Consider the following 18,693-nt stretch of genomic DNA (forward strand, 5'->3'; position numbering starts at 1 on the left):
GTACCCTGACCAGCCCACACGAGACGTGGGTTGTCCGGGGGACAAGCCCCTCCCCGACGGCCACCTCAAGCGACCGGCGGACGCGGCCACCTCAAGCGACCGGCCCACGGCCGGCGGACGCGGCCATCTCAAGGGGAAGGGCCCCTCACCGGCGGACGAGCGCCACGACGGACGGACGGGCCACCCGCATGTGCGGGTGGCCCGTCCTCGCTCCGTCGCCCCCGGACCGTGACCGGTCGCAGGGGGCGGCCTCAGCCGAGCAGCTCCACCTCCGCGAGGGTCGCCGCGCCGTCGAGCACCAGCCGGTACTTCTCGTACGTGCCCGGCCGGTCCACCGAGAACACCCGGGTCTGCTTGTCCCAGGCGAACGACTGGCCGGTCCGCCGGTCGAGGTCGGTCCACTTCGTGCCGTCGGAGGAGCCCTGGAGCACCCAGCCCGTCGGGGCCCTGCCCGCCGCTCCCGACGTCAGCGTGTACTGGAGCCCCTTCGTCGCCGCCTCCACCGGCAGGTCGGCAGACCCGACCGTCGCCGAGGTCGCCGAGGTGTCGTCGAAGAGGGCGCCGTCGCCCTTCAGCACGTCACCCTTCGGGGACGGGACCTTGTCGTCCTGCGTGATGGACACCGGGGCCGCGTTCTTGCCGGTGCCCCAGGCGGACGGCTTCGCGCCCATGTCGAACTCCAGGGTGCCGCCCTTGGCCAGCAGGTCGTGGGGAAGCGAAGTGGACGTCCACTTCTTGCCGTTGACCTTCAAGCCTTGAACGTAGATGTTCTTCGCACTGTTCTTCGGGGCCTTGACCACCAGCGTGCGGCCGTTCTCCAGGTGCACGGTCGTCTTCGTGAAGAGCGGCGACCCGATCGCGTACTCGCCACTGCCCATCACCAGCGGGTAGAAGCCGAGCGAGGAGAACAGGAACCAGGCCGACTGCTCACCGTTGTCCTCGTCGCCGTGGTAGCCCTGCCCGATCTCGCTGCCGGTGTAGAGGCGGCCCAGGACCTCGCGCACCTTCTCCTGGGTCTTGAAGGGCTGGGAGGCGGCGTTGTACATGTACGTGGCGTGGTGGGCGACCTGGTTGCTGTGGCCGTACTGGCCCATCCGTACGTCACGCGCCTCCGTCATCTCGTGGATGACACCGCCGTACGAGCCGACGAACTCGGGCCCCGCCGTCTCCGGCGTGGAGAAGTACGTGTCCAGCTTCCTGCCCAGACCGTCCCGCCCGCCGTACAGGTTCGCCAGGCCCCGGCTGTCCTGCGGGGCGGTGAAGGCGTAGCCCCAGCCGTTGGTCTCGGTGTAGTCGTAGCCCCAGACCCGCGGGTCGTACGTGTCGGACGGGAGCCGCCAGTCGCCCTTGGCGTCCTTGCCCTGGAAGAAGCCGGCCCTGTCGTCGAAGAGCCTGACGTAGTTGCGGGCGCGGTTGAGGAAGTACGCGGACTCCTCCCTGTACCGCTCCTTCTTCGTCTTCGCGTAGAGCGCCTTGCCCATCCGGGCGATCCCGTAGTCGTTGAGGTAGCCCTCCAGCGACCAGGACAGGCCCTCGTGCGTGGCGGTGTCGGCGTACCCGGTGAAGACGGAGGTCTCCATGCCCTTGCGGCCGACGCCCGAGGACGGCGGGGCCACCGTGGCGTTCTTGACCGCCGCGTCGTACGCCGCCGCCGCGTCGAACTTCACGCCCTTGACGTAGGCGTCGGCGAACGCCACGTCGGAGCTGGTGCCGGTCATCAGGTCCGCGTAGCCCGGCGAGGACCAGCGCGAGATCCAGCCGCCGTCCTTGTACTGCTGGACGAAGCCGTCCACCATCTCGCCCGCCTTCTTCGGGGTGAGGAAGGAGTAGGCCGGCCAGGTCGTGCGATAGGTGTCCCAGAAGCCGTTGTTGACGTACACCTTGCCGTCGACGATCTTCGCGCCGGTGTGCGTCGGGGTGTCGGTGCCGGTCTTCGGGGAGAAGGGGCTGGCGTACTTGCTCTTCCCGTCGACCTGCTCGAAGCCCGAGTTCGGGTACAGGTACAGCCGGTAGAGGCTGGAGTAGAGCGTCGTCAACCGGTCGGCGTCGGCGCCCTCGACCTCCACCTTGCCCAGGATGCCGTCCCACGCCTTCTGCGCCCGGTCCTGGACCCGGTCGAAGGAGGTGGACGCCGGGAGCTCCATGGCGAGGTTCCTCTTCGCCTGGTCGAGGCTGATCAGCGAGGTGGCCAGACGCAGGCCGACCGTACGGTCCTTGCCCGCGTCGAAGCGGAAGAAGCCGGTGACATCGTCACCGCCGCCGCCCTTGAGCCGTCCGCTGTCGGTGACCGGCGCGTCGAAGGCTCCGTACACGAAGAGCCGGGTCGCTCCCGTCGAGCCGCCGCTCCTGACATCCGAATAGCCGGAGAAGGAGCCGGACTTCGCGTCGAGCGTCAGACCGCCGTCGTTCGACACATTGTCGAAGACGATGCTCGCGTCCTTGCCGGGATACGTGAACCGCATCCGCGCGGCGTGGTCGGTCGGCGTCATCTCGGCCTTGAGACCGTTCTCGAACGTCACCCCGTAGTAGTGCGGCTTCGCGGTCTCGTTCTCGTGGCGGAACGGCAGCGCGCGGGCCGTACGGGAGGCGTCCGGGGTGCCCGCCTTCGCCGAGGGCATCATCTGGAAGGTCTGGCGGTCGCCCATCCAGGGGCTCGGCTCATGGCTGGCGCTGAAGGCCTGGAGCGTCGGCAGGTTGTCCTCGTTGTTGCCGCGCGCGTAGTCGTACAGCCAGCTCGTGGAGCCGGCGTTGGTGACCGGCGTCCAGAAGTTGAAGCCGTGCGGGAGTGCGGTCGCGGGGATGTTGTTGCCGCGGGAGAAGCCGCCGCTGGAGTTGGTGCCGCGGGTCGTCAGCGCGTAGTCCGACAGATGCGCCTTGCGCTTCTCCGGCGCCTTCGGGGCGATCGTGAGGTCGTCTATCCAGCCCTGGAACTTCGCCTTGCCCTTGGGGGAGTCGTACGCCACCAGAATCCGGTCGACGGTCTTCCCGGCCGCGACCGCCCCGATGCGCGAGGCGACCTTGTTCCACTGGTTGACGTAGAGGCGCTTGGCGTCCGCCTGGCCTCCCGGGGTCAGCAGACCGCCGTGGCTGTCGGTGGCCTTCAGCTCGCTCAGGTACGTACCGTCGGTGAAGGCCAGATCCACCGCGACATGCGTCGCCGGGTAGGCGAGGTCCGTCTCGCCCATCTGCGGGTACACCAGGTAGGAGAGCCGGGTGTCCTTGGTGACGGCCGTGTTCACGTCGAAGACCTTGTTGTACGAGTACGCCCGGCCGTCCGCCTTGTGCGTACCCGCGTACCGCAGAGCCTTCTTCCCCGTGAATCCCGCACCCGACTTCGCGGTGGGCGAGCCGGAGGGGCCGCGGTCGGCCTGGCTGCGCATGTCGTCGGGCGCCGGGGCGGAGGTGTCGCCGTCGGAGAACTGGACGTCGGCGAGCTGGGTCGCGTCCGAGGCGCCGTTGTTCTTCGTGATCTCCAGCCGGAAGTGCTGATAGGCCTTGTCGGCCGTGAAGTCGTACGACGTGGTCCGCAGGCGCTCGGCGAAGGTCTGACCGGTCCGGGTGTCCAGGTCCGTCCAGGACGTGCCGTCCGTGGAGCCCTTCAGGGTCCAGTCCCTCGGGTCCCGCTCCTCGTGATCGTTGGCCGAGGTCAGCGCGTAGGTCACGACCTTGACGGGCTCGGCCAGATCGAACTCGATCCAGCCGGACGGTTTGAACGCCAGCCACTTGGTGGTGGGTTCACCGTCGATCAGGTTCTCCTTGACCTCGCCGCCGCCGGTGTTCTCGTCGTCGGCACGCAGGTCCGTCACCTTGTCGGTGACGTTGCCGGGTATCCCCGCGGAGAATCCGCCGTCGATCCCTGACGCCTTTTTGCTGCCGTCCGGACCCACTTCGACGGTATTGCGCCAGTCGGGCTGCTTCTCGTCCGATTCGAAGGAGGAGCTGAACGTCCGCTCGCCCGAAGGCTTCTGGGCCGGTCCGGCCGGTTGCGCGGCGGCGGTGGGGGCCGCCACCACCAGGGCGAGAGATACCGCAATGATGGCGGCCGAGCGGCTTTGTCTCTTTCGAGAACCTTGGTGGAGACCACGTGGTGGCTGCATGCCGAGCCATTCCTCCCCGGAAGTGTGCTGGACAACGTTGTCATGGCATGATGCAAGGTCCAGTAGGGAGTCAAGTGGTCCGATGTGTCAAGGGTGTTGCACGGGATCGCCCAGGCGAATCGACCGTAATGCGGAAAAAGGTGCCCCTGGATCGGGGCGCACGGTGCCGAGGTATCCAAGAGGTCTCAACTCGGGAAAGACTGCCGCCGAAACAGGTATTCGATCTTGCTCAGTTGGCAACAAGTGGACTATACCTGTCGGCACCCGGGCAGCCGTTTCACACGGTCGCACGGCAGGGGGGCGGGGGGATGTTCGCGAGGGCGCCGGAGGCGTTCGCGCTGTACGGTCTTCCTCCGATACCCCGCTGCACGGCAATGCCCGTACATATCTGTATGACCCAAGCGCAACTGACCGCGGTGGCGGGGCCCTTCGCCTGAGGCGAATCACTATGGGTGACCGGTACACCGCCTGAGTCCTGGAGAAGGCGAGGACTTGAGCATGGGATCCACCTCCGCCCACAACAATGAGGGCCTTGGCCGTCGCGATCTGATCAAGCGGTCTGCCGCACTCGGCGTGATCGCTGTTCCGACGATGAGTTTCCTGTCCGCCTGCGCGAGCGGCGACAGCGGGAGCGACGACAAGGTCGAAAAGGGCACGAAGACCGCCAAGAATCCGCTGGCGGTCAATGAGAGCGCCCCCCTCGAACTGGTCATCTTCGACGGTGGATACGGAACGAAGTACGCCGAGGACGCTCAGGCATCCTTTGAGAAGTCCTTCCCCAAGGCGAAGGTCAAGTTCTCCAAGACGCAGAAGATCCAGTCGGTACTGCAGCCGCGTTTCAATGGCGGCACCCCGCCGGACCTGATCGACAACTCCGGTGCCCAGCAGATGGACATGGGTGTTCTGGTCGGCAAGAAGCAGCTCGCCGACCTCACCCCGCTGCTCGACGCGCCCTCCATCGACGACCCGGCCAAGAAGGTCCGCGACACGCTGCGGCCGGGCATCGTCGAGATGGGTCAGTTCGACGGCGACCCGTGCTGGATCCTCTACTACGCGTACACCGTCTACGGCGTCTGGTACTCCCAGACGGCGCTGGACAAGCTCGACGCGCAGTACCCGGAGAACTGGGACGACATGCTCGCGCTGTGCGCGAAGGCCAAGAAGAAGGGGATCGCGGGCTGGACCTACCCCGGCAAGCACCCCTACTACCTGCCCTTCTCGCTCTACCCGTTCATCGCCAAGATCGGCGGCGTCGAGGTCCTCGACGCGATCGACAACCTGGAGCCGAAGGCCTGGGAGCACCCCGCCGTCAAGGCGGCCTTCGACGCGTACTACGAGCTCTACGCCAAGGGCTACATCCTCAAGGGCACCCCGGGCCTGGACCACCGCGGTTCGCAGGGTGCCTGGGCCCGCGGCAAGGCGCTGTTCATCCCGAACGGCTCCTGGGTCGAGAACGAGGAAGCGGCGATCATCCCCAAGGACTTCAAGCTGTCCGTGGGCGCTCCCTCCAGCCTCGACTCCTCGGACGTGCTGCCCTTCGGCACCATGTGGGCATCCGGCGGTGAGCCCTTCATCGTTCCGGCGAAGGCGAAGAACCCCCAGGGCGGCATGGAGCAGCTGCGCATCCTGCTCAGCGAAGAGTCCTCCAAGTCCTTCACCACCAGCAGCAAGTCGCTGTCCGCCTTCAACGGCGGCACCGACGGGCTGGAGCTGTCGGACGGCCTGACGTCGGGCCTCGCCGCCCTGGAGAAGGCCGGCACCAATGTGGTCAACCCCCGCCTGCAGGACTGGTACGTGAAGCTCCAGAAGGAGCAGATCGGTGTCGCCGCACTCGGCGAGATGATGGCCGGCCGCGCCAACCCGGCCGAGACCATCAAGAAGATCCAGGGATTCGCCGACGCGGCGGCCAAGGACCAGTCCATCAAGCACTACAAGCACCAGTGACAACCCGTCACCAGCGGCGGCAGCGCAGGAAGGTCGGAGTCGGTAACGATGCAACACGGTAAATACCGGTTCATAGTCGGGTTCTTGGTGGTGCCGATGGCGTTGTACGTCATCTTCGTCATCTGGCCGTTCATCCAGTCCATCTACTACTCGTTCACGGACTGGACGGGCCTGAGTCCCGACTTCAAGATGGTCGGCTTCGGCAACTACACCAAGATGCTCGACGACGACATCTTCTGGAAATCCCTGCAGCACAGTGTGCTGCTGGCACTGCTGCTGCCGCTGGTGACGCTGGGGCTCGCGCTCTTCTTCGCCTTCATGCTCAACGTGGGCGGGCGGCGCCGCAGGGGCGCCGCCATCGCGGGCGTGCGCGGCTCGGGCTTCTACAAGATCGCGTACTTCTTCCCGCAGGTGCTCTCGATCGCGATCGTGGCCATCCTGTTCCAGTTCGCCTTCGACCCCGCCCAGGGCATGATCAACGGCACGCTCAAGGCGTTCGGCTTCGAGGACGTGCCGGACTGGCTGGGCGATCCGCAGCTGGCCCTGTGGTGCATCGCCGCGGTCCTGGTCTGGTGCACGGTCGGCTTCTTCGTGGTGCTGTTCTCCGCGGGCATGGCCTCCATCCCCAAGGACTTCTACGAGGCGGCCCTGCTGGACGGCGCGAGCCGTTTCACGACCTTCTTCCGGATCACGCTGCCGCTGCTGTGGGACACGGTCCAGTCCGGCTGGGTCTACATGGGCATCCTGGCGCTGGGCGCCGAGGGTTTTGCCGTCGTGCACATCATGAGTGTCGGTCCCGGCGGGCCCGACTACTCGACCACCGTCCTGCCGCTGTACGTGTACCAAGCGGCGTTCCGTGACGGACAGGCGGGCTACGCGACCACGATCGGTGTCGCCCTGCTCATCGTGACGCTGGCGTTCGCGGCCATCGTGATGCGGCTGGGCCGGCGCGAGCGGCTGGAGTTCTGATGAAGACCACTGACACCCCTCCCTCCGGCCCTTCGGACGCCTCCGGGGCCGCGGGTCCCGATGCGCCGGGTGTGCCGAAGCAGCGCACCGACGGCGTCCGCAGGAGCGCCGCGGCCCCCGGGAAGAAGGCCGAGGGCCAGGTCCTCAACGTCTTCTCGCACGGGATGCTGATCCTCTGGGCCTTCATGGTCATCCTGCCCCTGTTCTGGGCAGTGATGTCCTCCTTCAAGACCGACACGGCCATCTTCAACTCGCCCTGGGAGCTGCCCGACTCGCTGGACTTCTCCAGTTGGGGCAGGGCCTGGAACCAGGCCAACATGAGCGAGTACTTCCTCAACACCATCCTGGTGGTGGGAGGGTCGCTCGTCGGCACGCTGGTCTTCGGTTCGATGGCCGCCTATGTGCTCGCCCGCTTCGAGTTCCCCGGCAACCGGTTCATTTACTTCTTGTTCGTCGGCGGGATGAGCTTCCCGGTCATGCTGGCGCTGGTGCCGTTGTTCTACGTCATGGACAACATGGGGCTGCTGAACACGATCCACGGGTTGATTCTCGTGTACATCGCGTATTCGCTGCCGTTCACCGTGTTCTTCCTGACCTCGTTCTTCCGCACGCTGCCGACATCGATCGCGGAAGCCTCGATCATCGACGGTGCCTCTCACACCCGTACGTTCTTCCAGGTCATGCTGCCGATGGCCAAACCCGGTCTGATCAGTGTCGGTATCTTCAATTTCCTGGGGCAGTGGAACCAGTACATGCTGCCGACGGTGCTGAACACCGACCCGGACAAGCGGGTGCTCGCCCAGGGGCTGGTCGAACTGGCGGCCAGCCAGGGATACAAGAGCGACTATTCCGGTCTCTTCGCCGGTCTGGTGATCGCGATGCTTCCCGTGCTGGCGGCGTACATCATTTTCCAGCGCCAGGTCGTCTCGGGTATGACGGCGGGTGCGCTCAAGTAATCCGGCTCCGGCCGGCCTGATTCGGACGGCCGCCTTTCAGGTGAATGCCCCGGTGGATGTCCCCGCCGGGGCATTCACCTGCTCCGGTGGACATGCCCGCCGGGCGTTCACGCGCTCCGCTCCGACCTATCCGCCGTGGACCGTGCTCCCCGCCGTCGGCGGCACCACGCCTTGTGCGCTCAGGTCTTGACGGGAGGTACCCCCGAACGTTCAGCTTAGAGTTCACATGTTGGAGGAAGCCGGGGCCTCATCGGTGCGGTCCCGGCCGGGACGGCCTTCTGTGCCGTCCGCCAAGGGCAGGAGTGGATGAGTCGATGGAGACTCCCGGGTCGCAGACGTCTCTGCATCGGGCCAACCTTGAGCGGGTCGTACGAGCCGTACGGATGGCCGGGTCGCTCACCCAGGCGGAGATCGCCAGGAGCACCGGCCTCTCCGCGGCTACCGTCTCCAATATCGTCCGCGAACTCAAGGACGGCGGCACGGTCGAGGTGACCCCCACCTCGGCGGGCGGCCGCCGGGCCCGCAGCGTCTCGCTCAGCGGGGACGCGGGCATCGTCGTCGGCGTCGATTTCGGCCACACCCATCTGCGGGTGGCGGTCGGCAACCTGGCCCACCAGGTGCTGGCCGAGGAGTCCGAGCCGCTGGACGTCGACGCCTCGTCGGCACAGGGCTTCGGACGGGCGGAAGTGCTGGTCAGGCGGCTGATCGAGACCACCGGGGTCAGCCCCGAGAAGGTGATCGGCGTCGGCCTCGGTGTCCCGGGACCCATCGACGTCGAGTCCGGCACGCTGGGCTCCACCTCGATCCTGCCGGGCTGGACGGGCATCAATCCGAGCGACGAGCTCGCCGGGCGGCTCGGCGTGCCGGTGTACGTCGACAACGACGCCAACCTCGGGGCACTGGGCGAGCTGGTCTGGGGGAGCGGACGAGGGGTCCGGGACCTCGCGTACATCAAGGTCGCCAGCGGCGTCGGCGCCGGTCTGGTGATCGACGGCACCATCTACCGGGGCCCCGGCGGTACGGCCGGCGAGATCGGGCACATCACCCTGGACGAGTCGGGGCCGGTGTGCCGCTGCGGCAACCGCGGGTGCCTGGAGACCTTCACGGCCGCCCGGTATGTGCTGCCCCTGCTCCAGCCCAGCCACGGCCCCGACCTCACCATGGAACGGGTGGTCCAGCTGGCCCGCGAGGGTGATCCGGGCTGCCGCCGGGTGATCGGGGACGTGGGGCGGCACATCGGCAGCGGGGTGGCCAATCTGTGCAATCTGCTCAACCCCAGCCGGGTGGTGCTCGGCGGGTCCCTGGCGGAGGCCGGGGAACTGGTCCTCGGGCCCATCCGCGACTCGGTGTCCCGGTACGCCATCCCCAGCGCGGCGCGGCAGCTCTCGGTACTGCCCGGTGCGCTCGGCGGACGGGCGGAGGTACTGGGCGCGCTGGCCCTGGTGCTGAGTGAGATGGGGGATTCAACCCTTTTGGAAAGCACCCTGCCTGCGGTGACTCCTGCCTTCACTTAGATAACGAATGGCACCGTTGTCATCTCGTTAAGGATTTACTCCTTGACGCTGACGTTGCGGCCGAGTTGACTTCCTGCCACCTCGGCCGCGACGTTGCGGCCACGTCAGGGAGGCAAACCCCCATGATCGCAATGACGCGACGCATCGTCATAGGCACGGCCGCTCTCTCCATGGCGGTCTCCCTCGCCGCCTGTGGCAAGGCGGGCGACGACGCGGAGTCCGGCAGCGGCGGCGACAGCAAGACCATCGGTCTCCTGCTGCCGGAGAACAAGACCACGCGTTACGAGACGTTCGACCGCCCCATCATGGAGGCGAAGATCAAGGAACTGTGCGACGACTGCGAGGTCAAGTACAACAACGCCGCACAGGACACCGAGACCCAGAAGAAGCAGTTCGACGCGCTGGTCACGCAGGGTGTGAAGGTCATCATCCTGGACTCCGTCGACTACAAGGCCACCAAGTCCTGGGTGCAGCAGGCGGAGAAGAAGGGCGTCAAGGTCGTCGCGTACGACCGGCTCGCCGAGGGACCGATCTCCGCGTACGTCTCGTACGACAACGAGAAGATCGGCCGCCTTCAGGGTGAGGCCCTGGTCAAGGCGCTCGGCGCCAAGGCCAAGGAGAGCAACGTTGTCATGATCAACGGCTCGCCCACCGACCCGAACGCCCCGCTCTTCAAGAAGGGCGCCCACAGCGTCCTGGACACCCAGGTCAAGAAGGTCGTCTACGAGCAGGACATCCCGGACTGGTCGCCGGACGAGGCGAACAAGAAGATGGGTGCCGCCATCGACTCGCTGGGCAAGTCGGGCTTCCAGGGCGTCTACTCCGCCAACGACAGCATGGCCGGCGGCATCATCACCGCGCTGGACAAGCAGGGCATCAAGATCCCCGTCGGCGGTCAGGACGCCGAACTGGCCGGTCTGCAGCGCATTCTGAAGGGCGATCAGTCCTTCACGATCTACAAGCAGATCAAGCCGGAGGCCGAGACCACCGCCGAGATCGCCGTCAAGCTCCTCAAGGGCGAGAAGATCGACGACCTGACCCCGGTCAAGGTCGACAGCCTCACGGGCGAGTTCAAGGGCATCCCGGCCAAGCTGTACGACGCGCAGGTCGTGACCAAGGACAACGTCGCCTCCACGATCATCGCCGACAAGGTCTACCAGGCCGCTGAGATCTGCACGGCCGAGTACAAGGCGGCCTGCGAGGCGGCCGGCATCAAGTAGGGCCTCCGCCAAGGAAGGTCCGGGGCCCGCGGGATCACGTCAAGTCACTCCCGCGGGCAGGCGCCCTGGGCGCCCCGGAGCCGGTCCGGCACCCGCCCCGTCAACGCCCCGCGAAGCGGGGGCGGGCGCCGGGCCCCTCTCGCACACCCCCCAGCTCAGCAGCACCATCCCCGCCGGTCAGGCGGCGAAGGAGATGATTCACGTGTCCGCTACGCCCGTGCTGGCGTTGCGCGGAATCTCCAAGCGGTTCGGCGCCGTTCAGGCGCTCACCGACGTGGACCTGGAGATTCACCCCGGCGAGGTGGTCGCCCTGGTCGGCGACAACGGCGCCGGCAAGTCGACCCTCGTCAAGACCATTTCGGGTGTCCACCCGATCGACGAAGGCGCCATCGAGTGGGAGGGGCGGACGGTCCGGATCAACCGGCCGAACGACGCCCAGGAGCTCGGAGTCGCCACCGTCTACCAGGACTTGGCCCTCTGCGACAACCTCGATGTCGTCGCCAACCTCTTCCTCGGCAGCGAACTGCGCAAGCTCTCCGTCCTCGACGAGATCGCGATGGAGAAGCGCGCCAAGGAACTCCTGGACACGCTCTCCATCCGGATACCGAGCGTCCGGATACCGGTCGCCTCGCTCTCCGGCGGTCAGCGCCAGGTCGTGGCCATCGCGCGCGCCCTGATCGGCGACCCCAAGGTCGTCATCCTGGACGAGCCGACCGCCGCGCTCGGCGTCGAGCAGACCGCCCAGGTCCTCGACCTCGTCGAGCGGCTGCGCGAGCGCGGCCACGGCGTCATCCTCATCAGCCACAACATGGCCGATGTGCGCGCCGTCGCGAACAGGGTCGCGGTGCTCCGCCTGGGCCGCAACAACGGTGTCTTCGACGTCGCGAGCACCTCCCACGAAGAGATCATCGCCGCGATCACCGGCGCCACGGACAATGCCGTCACGCGTCGCCAGGCACGCACGGCCACGAACACGGCCACGAAGGAGGACGCGAAGTGAGCGACCTCGCCAAGACCCCCGGACCTTCCACCGAGAAGTCCGCCGCCGAGGAGCCCGTGAAGGGCACCCCCGCGAAGGCACCGGCGGCCGAGCAGTCGGCGGCCCCCATCCCCGCCGTCGACCCGCGCCTGCTCGTCCGCGAGGAGGGCTTCAAGGGCTACTGGTCGGAGTTCAGCCGCAAGGTGCGCGGCGGCGAACTCGGCTCGCTGCCGGTCTTCGTCGGTCTGATCGTCATCGCGATCGTCTTCCAGTTCCAGAACAGCAACTTCCTCTCCGCCAGCTCCGTCGCCAACATCGCTGTCTACAGCTCCGGCCTCGGCATCATGGCTGTCGGCATCGTCTTCGTGCTGCTGCTCGGCGAGATCGATCTCTCCGTGGGCTCCGTCGCCGGCGTCGGCGCGGCCGTCTGGGCCGTACTGAACGTGAACAACGGCTGGAGCGACTGGACGGCGATCCTCGTCGCCGTGCTCTCCGGAACGGCCCTCGGCGCGCTGCACGGCTTCTTCTTCGCCAAGATCGGGGTGCCGGCCTTCGTCGTCACCCTGGCGGGCTTCCTCGGCTGGAGCGGACTCCAGGACTGGATGATGGGCGGGGAGGGCTCGATCAACACGCCGTCCGGCAGTGTCGTCGAGAACCTGACCAACTACTTCTTCGAGGACAAGGCCGCGGGCTACGGACTGGCCCTGGTCGCCGTCCTCGCGTACGCCGCCTCGCTCCTGGTGGACAGCAAGCGCCGCAGGGCCGCGAACCTGCCCGCACGCCCCACCGCCGAGGTCGTGCTGCGGACCGCCGTCGTCACGATCCTGTGCTTCGTCGTCGCGTACGTCCTGAACGAGCCCTCCGGCGCCCGCGGCCTGCCGCTCGCCCTGGTGCTCTTCCTCGCCGTCCTGGTCGTCGCGGACTTCGTCGCCCGCCGTACGACCTTCGGCCGCCAGGTCTTCGCGGTCGGCGGCAACCCCGAGGCGGCGCGCCGCGCCGGTATCAACGTCGACCGGATCCGGATCACGGTCTTCGCGCTGTCCGGCACGCTGGGCGCCTTCGGCGGACTCTTCATCGCCAGCCTCTCCGGCGGAGCCACCAAGAGCGTCGGCGCCGGCAACACGCTGATGCTGGTCATCGCGGCCGCCGTCATCGGCGGCACCAGCCTCTTCGGCGGCCGGGGCAAGGTCTGGTCCGCACTGCTCGGCATGATCGTGATCCAGTCGATCCAGCAGGGCCTGAACATGATCGGCATGGCCAACGCCGTCCAGTACATGATCACCGGCGCGGTTCTCCTCGCCGCCGTGGTCATCGACTCGGTCTCCCGCCGCACGCAGAAGACCGCAGGTCGCGCCTGACGCCCCACCTGCACCGGACCGTGCCCGGCGCCCCTCATCGGGCGCCGGGCACCGCCGTGTATCGGCCGGTGGTGTGACAGCACACCCCCGCCCGATGCCCGCGACGGCGGGCGGAACATTAGACTCATCGGATCGGCACGCTCGACCAGCTCAACGCAAGGAGGCACGGGTGGACCTGCTGACCCGCATCGAGGGACCGCGCGATTTGGACCGGCTCAGCCTCGACCAGCTGGAGCAGCTCGCCGGGGAGATCCGTACCTTCCTCGTCGACGCAGTGTCCAAGACCGGCGGTCACCTGGGCCCCAACCTGGGCGTGGTCGAACTGACCATCGCCCTGCACCGGGTCTTCGAGTCGCCCCGGGACAAGGTCCTCTTCGACACCGGCCACCAGAGCTATGTGCACAAGCTGCTCACCGGCCGCCAGGACTTCTCGAAGCTCAAGAGCAAGGGCGGACTCTCCGGGTACCCCTCCCGCGCGGAGTCCGAGCACGACATCATCGAGAACTCGCACGCCTCGACGGTGCTGGGCTGGGCCGACGGCCTCGCCAAGGCGAACGAGGTACTGGCCAAGGACGACCATGTCGTCGCGGTCATCGGTGACGGCGCGCTCACCGGCGGTATGGCCTGGGAGGCGCTGAACAACATCGCCGCCGCCAAGGACCGCCCGCTCGTCATCGTGGTCAACGACAACGAGCGCTCGTACGCCCCGACCATCGGCGGCCTCGCGAACCACCTCGCCACGCTGCGTACCACCGACGGCTACGAACGGTTCCTGGCCCGCGGCAAGGACCTCCTGGAGCGCACTCCCGTCCTCGGCAGGCCGCTGTACGAGACCCTGCACGGCGCCAAGAAGGGCCTCAAGGACTTCATCGCCCCGCAGGGCATGTTCGAGGACCTCGGCCTGAAGTACGTCGGCCCGATCGACGGCCACGACATCGAGGCGCTGGAGTCCGCGCTCCAGCGTGCCAAGCGCTTCGGCGGGCCCGTCATCGTCCACTGCCTCACCGAGAAGGGCCGCGGCTACACCCCGGCCCTCCAGGACGAGGCCGACCGCTTCCACGCCGTCGGCAAGATCCACCCGGACACCGGCCTGCCCATCTCCAGCTCCGGCCTGGACTGGACCTCGGTCTTCGGCGAGGAGATGGTCAAGCTCGGCAAGGAGCGCAAGGACATCGTCGCGATCACCGCGGCCATGCTCCAGCCGGTCGGCCTCGGCAAGTTCGAGGAGGCGTTCCCGGACCGGATCTACGACGTCGGCATCGCCGAGCAGCACGGCGCGGTCTCCGCGGCGGGCCTCGCCACCGGCGGGCTGCACCCCGTCTTCGCGGTGTACGCCACCTTCCTGAACCGCGCCTTCGACCAGGTCCTGATGGATGTCGCGCTGCACAAGTGCGGGGTCACCTTCGTCCTGGACCGGGCCGGAGTCACCGGTACGGACGGTGCCTCGCACAACGGCATGTGGGACATGTCGATCCTCCAGTGCGTCCCCACGCTCCGGATCGCCGCCCCGCGCGACGCCGACCAGGTCCGCGCCCAGCTGCGCGAGGCCGTGGACGTCGACGACGCGCCGACGGTGGTCCGCTTCTCCAAGGGCGCGGTCGGCCCGGCCGTCAAGGCCGTCGGCAGGGCCGGTGGGATGGACATCCTGCGCGAGCCCGGCACGGACCGGCCGGACGTGCTGCTGGTCTCCGTCGGCGCACTGGCCCCGATGTGCCTGGAGATCGCCGATCTGCTGGGCGCCCAGGGCATCTCCACCACCGTGGTCGACCCCCGCTGGGTCAAGCCGGTCGACGAGGCGCTGCCCCCGCTCGCCGAGCGGCACCGGGTCGTCGTCACCGTCGAGGACAACAGCCGGGCCGGCGGCGTCGGTTCCGCCATCGCCCAGGCGCTGCGCGACGCCGGGGTCGACGTACCCCTGCGTGACTTCGGTATCCCGCCGGTCTTCCTCGACCACGCCTCCCGCAAGGAGGTCATGGCCGAGATCGGGCTGACCGCGCCGGACATCGCCCGCCAGGTCACCGGTCTGGTGGCCAAGCTCGACGGCGGGTACGAGAGCCGCGCCGTGGAGCCCGCCCGCGACTGACCCGTACGGCCAATGGGCCGGTCGGACCACCCTGTACGGGTGACCCGACCGGCCCATTCGCGTGACACGGCTCCCGTGCCGCGCTGCCCGGCCGGTGGTGTCCCAATCATGGCGTTCACGACAACCGCGTGGAGGTACGCAGGTGAGCGCGCAGCAGGACACACCACCGAGCGGAAACGGGCTGTTCAGGACCAAGACGGTCGAACAGTCGATCCGCGACACCGAAGAGCCGGAGCACGCGCTCAAGAAGTCCCTCTCCGCGCTGGACCTCACGGTCTTCGGAGTGGGCGTCGTCATCGGCACCGGTATCTTCGTGCTGACGGGCAAGGTGGCCAAGGAGTCGGCGGGTCCCGCCACCGCCATCGCGTTCGTGATCGCGGGCGTCGTCTGCGCACTCGCCGCGCTCTGCTACGCCGAATTCGCCTCCACCGTCCCGGTGGCCGGATCCGCGTACACCTTCGCGTACGCCTCACTGGGCGAACTGGTGGCCTGGATCATCGGCTGGGACCTGGTGCTGGAATTCGCCCTGGGCACGGCGGTGGTGGCGGTCGGCTGGTCCGGCTACGTCCGCTCGCTCCTGGACAACGTCGGCTGGACGCTCCCCGACGCGCTCTCCGGGACCGATGCGACGAACGGGTTCGGCTTCGACATCCTGGCGTTCGCCCTGGTCCTGGTGCTGACGGTCATCCTGGTGCTCGGCATGAAGCTGTCGGCCAGGGTCACCACGGTCGTGGTCGCGATCAAGGTGGCCGTGGTCCTGATCGTGATCGTCGCGGGCGGCTTCTTCATCAAGGCCGCCAACTACACACCGTTCATCCCGAAGGCCGAACCGCAGCCCACCGGTTCGGATCTGACCGCCCCACTGGTCCAGTTGATGTTCGGCTACACGCCCACGAACTTCGGCGTCATGGGAATCTTCACCGCCGCCTCCGTCGTCTTCTTCGCCTTCATCGGCTTCGACGTCGTGGCCACCGCGGCGGAGGAGACCAAGGTCCCGCAGCGGGACATGCCGCGCGGCATCCTCGGCTCGCTCATCATCTGTACGGTGCTCTACGTCGCCGTGTCCGTCGTGGTGACCGGGATGCAGCACTACACCGAGCTCTCGGTGAGCGCCCCGCTCGCGGACGCCTTCAAGGCCGTCGGGCGCCCCTTCTTCGCCGGGGTGATCAGCTTCGGCGCCGCGATCGGCCTCACCACGGTCTGCATGATCCTGCTGCTCGGCCAGACCCGGGTGTTCTTCGCGATGAGCCGAGACGGACTGCTCCCGCGGTTCTTCTCCAAGACGCACCCGCGCTTCCACACCCCCTACCGCCCCACGATCCTGCTCGGTGTGATCATCGCGATCGTCGCCGGGTTCACCAGCATCGACGAACTGGCGACCCTGGTGAACATCGGCACGCTCTTCGCGTTCGTCGTCGTGGCCCTCGGCGTGATCGTCCTGCGCCGCACCCGCCCGGAGCTGCCCCGCGCCTTCCGTACCCCGTGGGTGCCGCTGCTCCCGATCGTCTCGGTGGCCGCGTCGGTCTGGCTGATGCTCAACCTGCCCGCCGAGACCTGGCTGCGGTTCGGCATCTGGATGGCGATCGGCGTGATCATCTACCTCATGTACGGGCGCCGGCACAGCCGGATGTCGGCCGGGCGCTGAGAGCCGCCCAGCGCGGGCCGACGCCCACCGCGAGTCACTCCTCGTCGCCCGGGCTCAGCGGCGTACCTCGCTGCCCCGGCCGCTGAGCCGGTACCCGCCCCAGGGGCCGGGCCGATGGCGTACCCGGGTTCGCGCAGCTTGGCGATGTCCTGGCGGACGGTGCCCGCGGTGATGTCCAGGTGCCCGTCCGGCCGCGCTCAGCTGTCTCGGTGCGGGGGCAGCGGGCGTACCGTACGCGGGCCCACGCACCGTGCCCCGTACGCCTCGACCCGCTGCCGCAGTCCGCGGTCGGCGGTGACGACGACACACGGGCGGCTCCCCGCCGCGGCGACCAGCTCGGCGATCCTGTCGTCACCGCTGCCGTCCGCGGCCTCGACCCGCACTCCCGGCACCGCCCCGACACCCCGGGCCGCGCCCTCGACGACCAGGACGAGTTCGACGGGGCCGGGGTGTCCGGGCAGGCCGGCCCCGGCGTACGGGACCAGGGAGTCGCGCAGCCGCTCGGCCGCCCCGCGCCGGTCCCGCCACCAGCCGTCCGGGACGGAACCGACCACGTTCGCGGCGTCGACGATGACCAGTACGGGTTCGTTCGGCATTCCGGCAGCCTGCCATGGCACCGGAGCGCCGGGCTCAGTCAGCCGCCGGTCGCGGGGGACTTCTTCGCCGAAGCGGGGATGGCGGTGTCCGAACGGATCGCCTTCCACAGCTCACCGGCCTGCGGCTCGGAGGCCACGACCCGGTTGGGGTCCTTCTTGTCGTAGGCCACCGGGAGCATGATCGTCTCCATCGTGGCGGGGTCGACGCCGTTCATCGAACGGGCGAAGTCCCCGAGCGACGTCAGCGAGGCCAGGCCGGAGTCGGTGGTCAGGGACTTGGTGGCCGAGTTGGCGATCTTGTACGACTTGGCCGGGCTGCCCAGCAGGTCCTGCGACTTGACCTCGCTCAGCAGGGCGAGCAGGAACTGCTGCTGGAGGCCGATGCGGCCGAGGTCGCTGCCGTCGCCGATGCCGTGCCGGGTGCGTACGTAGGAGAGGGACTCGGTGCCGTTGAGCTTGTGCGGACCGGCGGTGAGGTTCAGGCCGGAGGACTTGTCGTGGATGTCCTGGGGAACGTCGACGGTGACGCCGCCGATGGCGTCGACCAGGTCCTTGAACCCGGCGAAGTTGATCTCCAGGTAGTGATCGATCCGGACGCCGGACATCTTCTCGACGGTCTTGACCACACAGGCCGGTCCGAGCTGTGCATAGACCGAGTTGAACATCACCCGGTCCGCGGACGGCGTCGTGGAGCCGTCGGACTCGGCACACTCGGGCCGGGTCACCAGCGTGTCGCGCGGGATGGACACCGCGACGGCCTTCGTCCGCCCCTCGGGGATGTGGACCACCATCGCCGTGTCGGAACGGGCGCCGCTCACGTTGCCGCCGCCGCCCAGTTCCTTGTTCTCCGCCCCGGCCCGCGAGTCGGAGCCGAGGACCAGCAGGTTCTGTCCGGCGGTGGGCAGCTTCTCCGGGCGGTCCTCGCCGAGCGCCTTGTCGATGTCGACGCCCGTGATGTTCCCCTCGAGCCGGCTGTACAGCCAGTAGACGGTGCCGCCGCCCGCGAGCAGGAGGACGAGCAGCACACCGAGCGTGATCTTGAGGCCGCTGCGGCGCTTCCGCTCCTTCTTGCGGCCCCGCGGTGTCCGGCCGTCGCCGTGAGGTGAGGTCCCCCGGCCTCCGTGAGGGGCCGGTGTCATGGCGTCGTGGCTCATCCTGCTCGAGTCCTCATATCTCAATGCCCGGTGCGGGCGGTGAAGTGCGTGGGACTCGGGTGGGGGGTGTGACCGGTCCGTGAATGCATGACTGACCGTGCACTATAGAACAGTCGATCGTGTGAAAGTGCGTTCCGATAGCCGAAAATTCATCTCATGGGCAGATCGAACTACTATT

At 68.0% G+C, this 18,693-nt stretch carries 12 protein-coding genes; 9 read left to right on the forward strand and 3 right to left on the reverse strand.

The window, feature by feature from the left end; all coding sequences use genetic code 11:
- Window positions 1–251 precede the first annotated feature (251 nt).
- On the reverse strand, window positions 252–4,097 hold the full coding sequence (locus OG251_RS31445; protein WP_326680270.1) for a GH92 family glycosyl hydrolase: 3,846 nt from the start codon (window positions 4,095–4,097) through the stop codon (window positions 252–254).
- A 498-nt stretch (window positions 4,098–4,595) separates the two neighbouring features.
- Between OG251_RS31445 and ngcE the strand changes: the two genes are divergently transcribed.
- The 9 genes from ngcE to OG251_RS31490 all read left to right on the forward strand — a co-directional run bounded on the left by ngcE (window position 4,596) and on the right by OG251_RS31490 (window position 16,765).
- Window positions 4,596–6,041 (forward strand): N-acetylglucosamine/diacetylchitobiose ABC transporter substrate-binding protein, encoded by a 1,446-nt coding sequence (gene ngcE, locus OG251_RS31450; protein WP_326680271.1) that lies wholly within the window; start codon window positions 4,596–4,598, stop codon window positions 6,039–6,041.
- Between the two features lie 48 nt (window positions 6,042–6,089).
- On the forward strand, window positions 6,090–7,010 hold the full coding sequence (locus OG251_RS31455) for a carbohydrate ABC transporter permease (protein WP_073719079.1): 921 nt from the start codon (window positions 6,090–6,092) through the stop codon (window positions 7,008–7,010).
- Window positions 7,010–7,966 (forward strand): carbohydrate ABC transporter permease, encoded by a 957-nt coding sequence (locus tag OG251_RS31460; protein ID WP_326680272.1) that lies wholly within the window; start codon window positions 7,010–7,012, stop codon window positions 7,964–7,966. The genes OG251_RS31455 and OG251_RS31460 overlap by 1 nt, the downstream gene beginning before the upstream one ends.
- A gap of 314 nt (window positions 7,967–8,280) precedes the next feature.
- Window positions 8,281–9,480 (forward strand): ROK family transcriptional regulator, encoded by a 1,200-nt coding sequence (locus OG251_RS31465; protein ID WP_326680273.1) that lies wholly within the window; start codon window positions 8,281–8,283, stop codon window positions 9,478–9,480.
- 122 nt (window positions 9,481–9,602) lie between these two features.
- Window positions 9,603–10,700, forward strand: coding sequence for a substrate-binding domain-containing protein (locus OG251_RS31470; RefSeq protein ID WP_385730203.1), 1,098 nt, complete (start codon window positions 9,603–9,605; stop codon window positions 10,698–10,700).
- 193 nt (window positions 10,701–10,893) lie between these two features.
- Entirely contained in the window at window positions 10,894–11,700 is an 807-nt protein-coding gene (locus tag OG251_RS31475) for an ATP-binding cassette domain-containing protein (protein ID WP_326680274.1), read from the forward strand.
- Window positions 11,697–13,037, forward strand: coding sequence for a sugar ABC transporter permease (locus OG251_RS31480; RefSeq protein ID WP_442818387.1), 1,341 nt, complete (start codon window positions 11,697–11,699; stop codon window positions 13,035–13,037). The genes OG251_RS31475 and OG251_RS31480 overlap by 4 nt, the downstream gene beginning before the upstream one ends.
- A 169-nt stretch (window positions 13,038–13,206) precedes the next feature.
- Window positions 13,207–15,120: a 1-deoxy-D-xylulose-5-phosphate synthase gene (gene dxs, locus OG251_RS31485; protein WP_073719084.1), complete on the forward strand. Its 1,914-nt coding sequence runs from the start codon at window positions 13,207–13,209 to the stop codon at window positions 15,118–15,120.
- A 142-nt stretch (window positions 15,121–15,262) separates the two neighbouring features.
- Window positions 15,263–16,765: an amino acid permease gene (locus OG251_RS31490; protein ID WP_326680275.1), complete on the forward strand. Its 1,503-nt coding sequence runs from the start codon at window positions 15,263–15,265 to the stop codon at window positions 16,763–16,765.
- A gap of 197 nt (window positions 16,766–16,962) precedes the next feature.
- On the opposite strand, the gene OG251_RS31495 is transcribed toward OG251_RS31490, so the two are convergent.
- Window positions 16,963–17,361 (reverse strand): NTP pyrophosphohydrolase, encoded by a 399-nt coding sequence (locus tag OG251_RS31495; protein WP_326680276.1) that lies wholly within the window; start codon window positions 17,359–17,361, stop codon window positions 16,963–16,965.
- Between the two features lie 38 nt (window positions 17,362–17,399).
- A complete protein-coding gene (locus tag OG251_RS31500; RefSeq protein ID WP_326680277.1) occupies window positions 17,400–18,515 on the reverse strand; it encodes an LCP family protein in 1,116 nt (371 codons plus the stop codon).
- Window positions 18,516–18,693: the final 178 nt, after the last annotated feature.

Source organism: Streptomyces sp. NBC_01237, assembly GCF_035917275.1.
GTDB lineage: Bacteria > Actinomycetota > Actinomycetes > Streptomycetales > Streptomycetaceae > Streptomyces.

Coding starts and splice junctions, on each gene's coding strand:
- OG251_RS31445 (WP_326680270.1), bottom strand. CDS start 4,097: ATGCAGCCACCACGTGGTCTCCACCAAGGTTCTCGAAAGAGACAAAGC.
- ngcE (WP_326680271.1), top strand. CDS start 4,596: ATGGGATCCACCTCCGCCCACAACAATGAGGGCCTTGGCCGTCGCGAT.
- OG251_RS31455 (WP_073719079.1), top strand. CDS start 6,090: ATGCAACACGGTAAATACCGGTTCATAGTCGGGTTCTTGGTGGTGCCG.
- OG251_RS31460 (WP_326680272.1), top strand. CDS start 7,010: ATGAAGACCACTGACACCCCTCCCTCCGGCCCTTCGGACGCCTCCGGG.
- OG251_RS31465 (WP_326680273.1), top strand. CDS start 8,281: ATGGAGACTCCCGGGTCGCAGACGTCTCTGCATCGGGCCAACCTTGAG.
- OG251_RS31470 (WP_385730203.1), top strand. CDS start 9,603: ATGATCGCAATGACGCGACGCATCGTCATAGGCACGGCCGCTCTCTCC.
- OG251_RS31475 (WP_326680274.1), top strand. CDS start 10,894: ATGATTCACGTGTCCGCTACGCCCGTGCTGGCGTTGCGCGGAATCTCC.
- OG251_RS31495 (WP_326680276.1), bottom strand. CDS start 17,361: ATGCCGAACGAACCCGTACTGGTCATCGTCGACGCCGCGAACGTGGTC.
- OG251_RS31500 (WP_326680277.1), bottom strand. CDS start 18,515: ATGAGCCACGACGCCATGACACCGGCCCCTCACGGAGGCCGGGGGACC.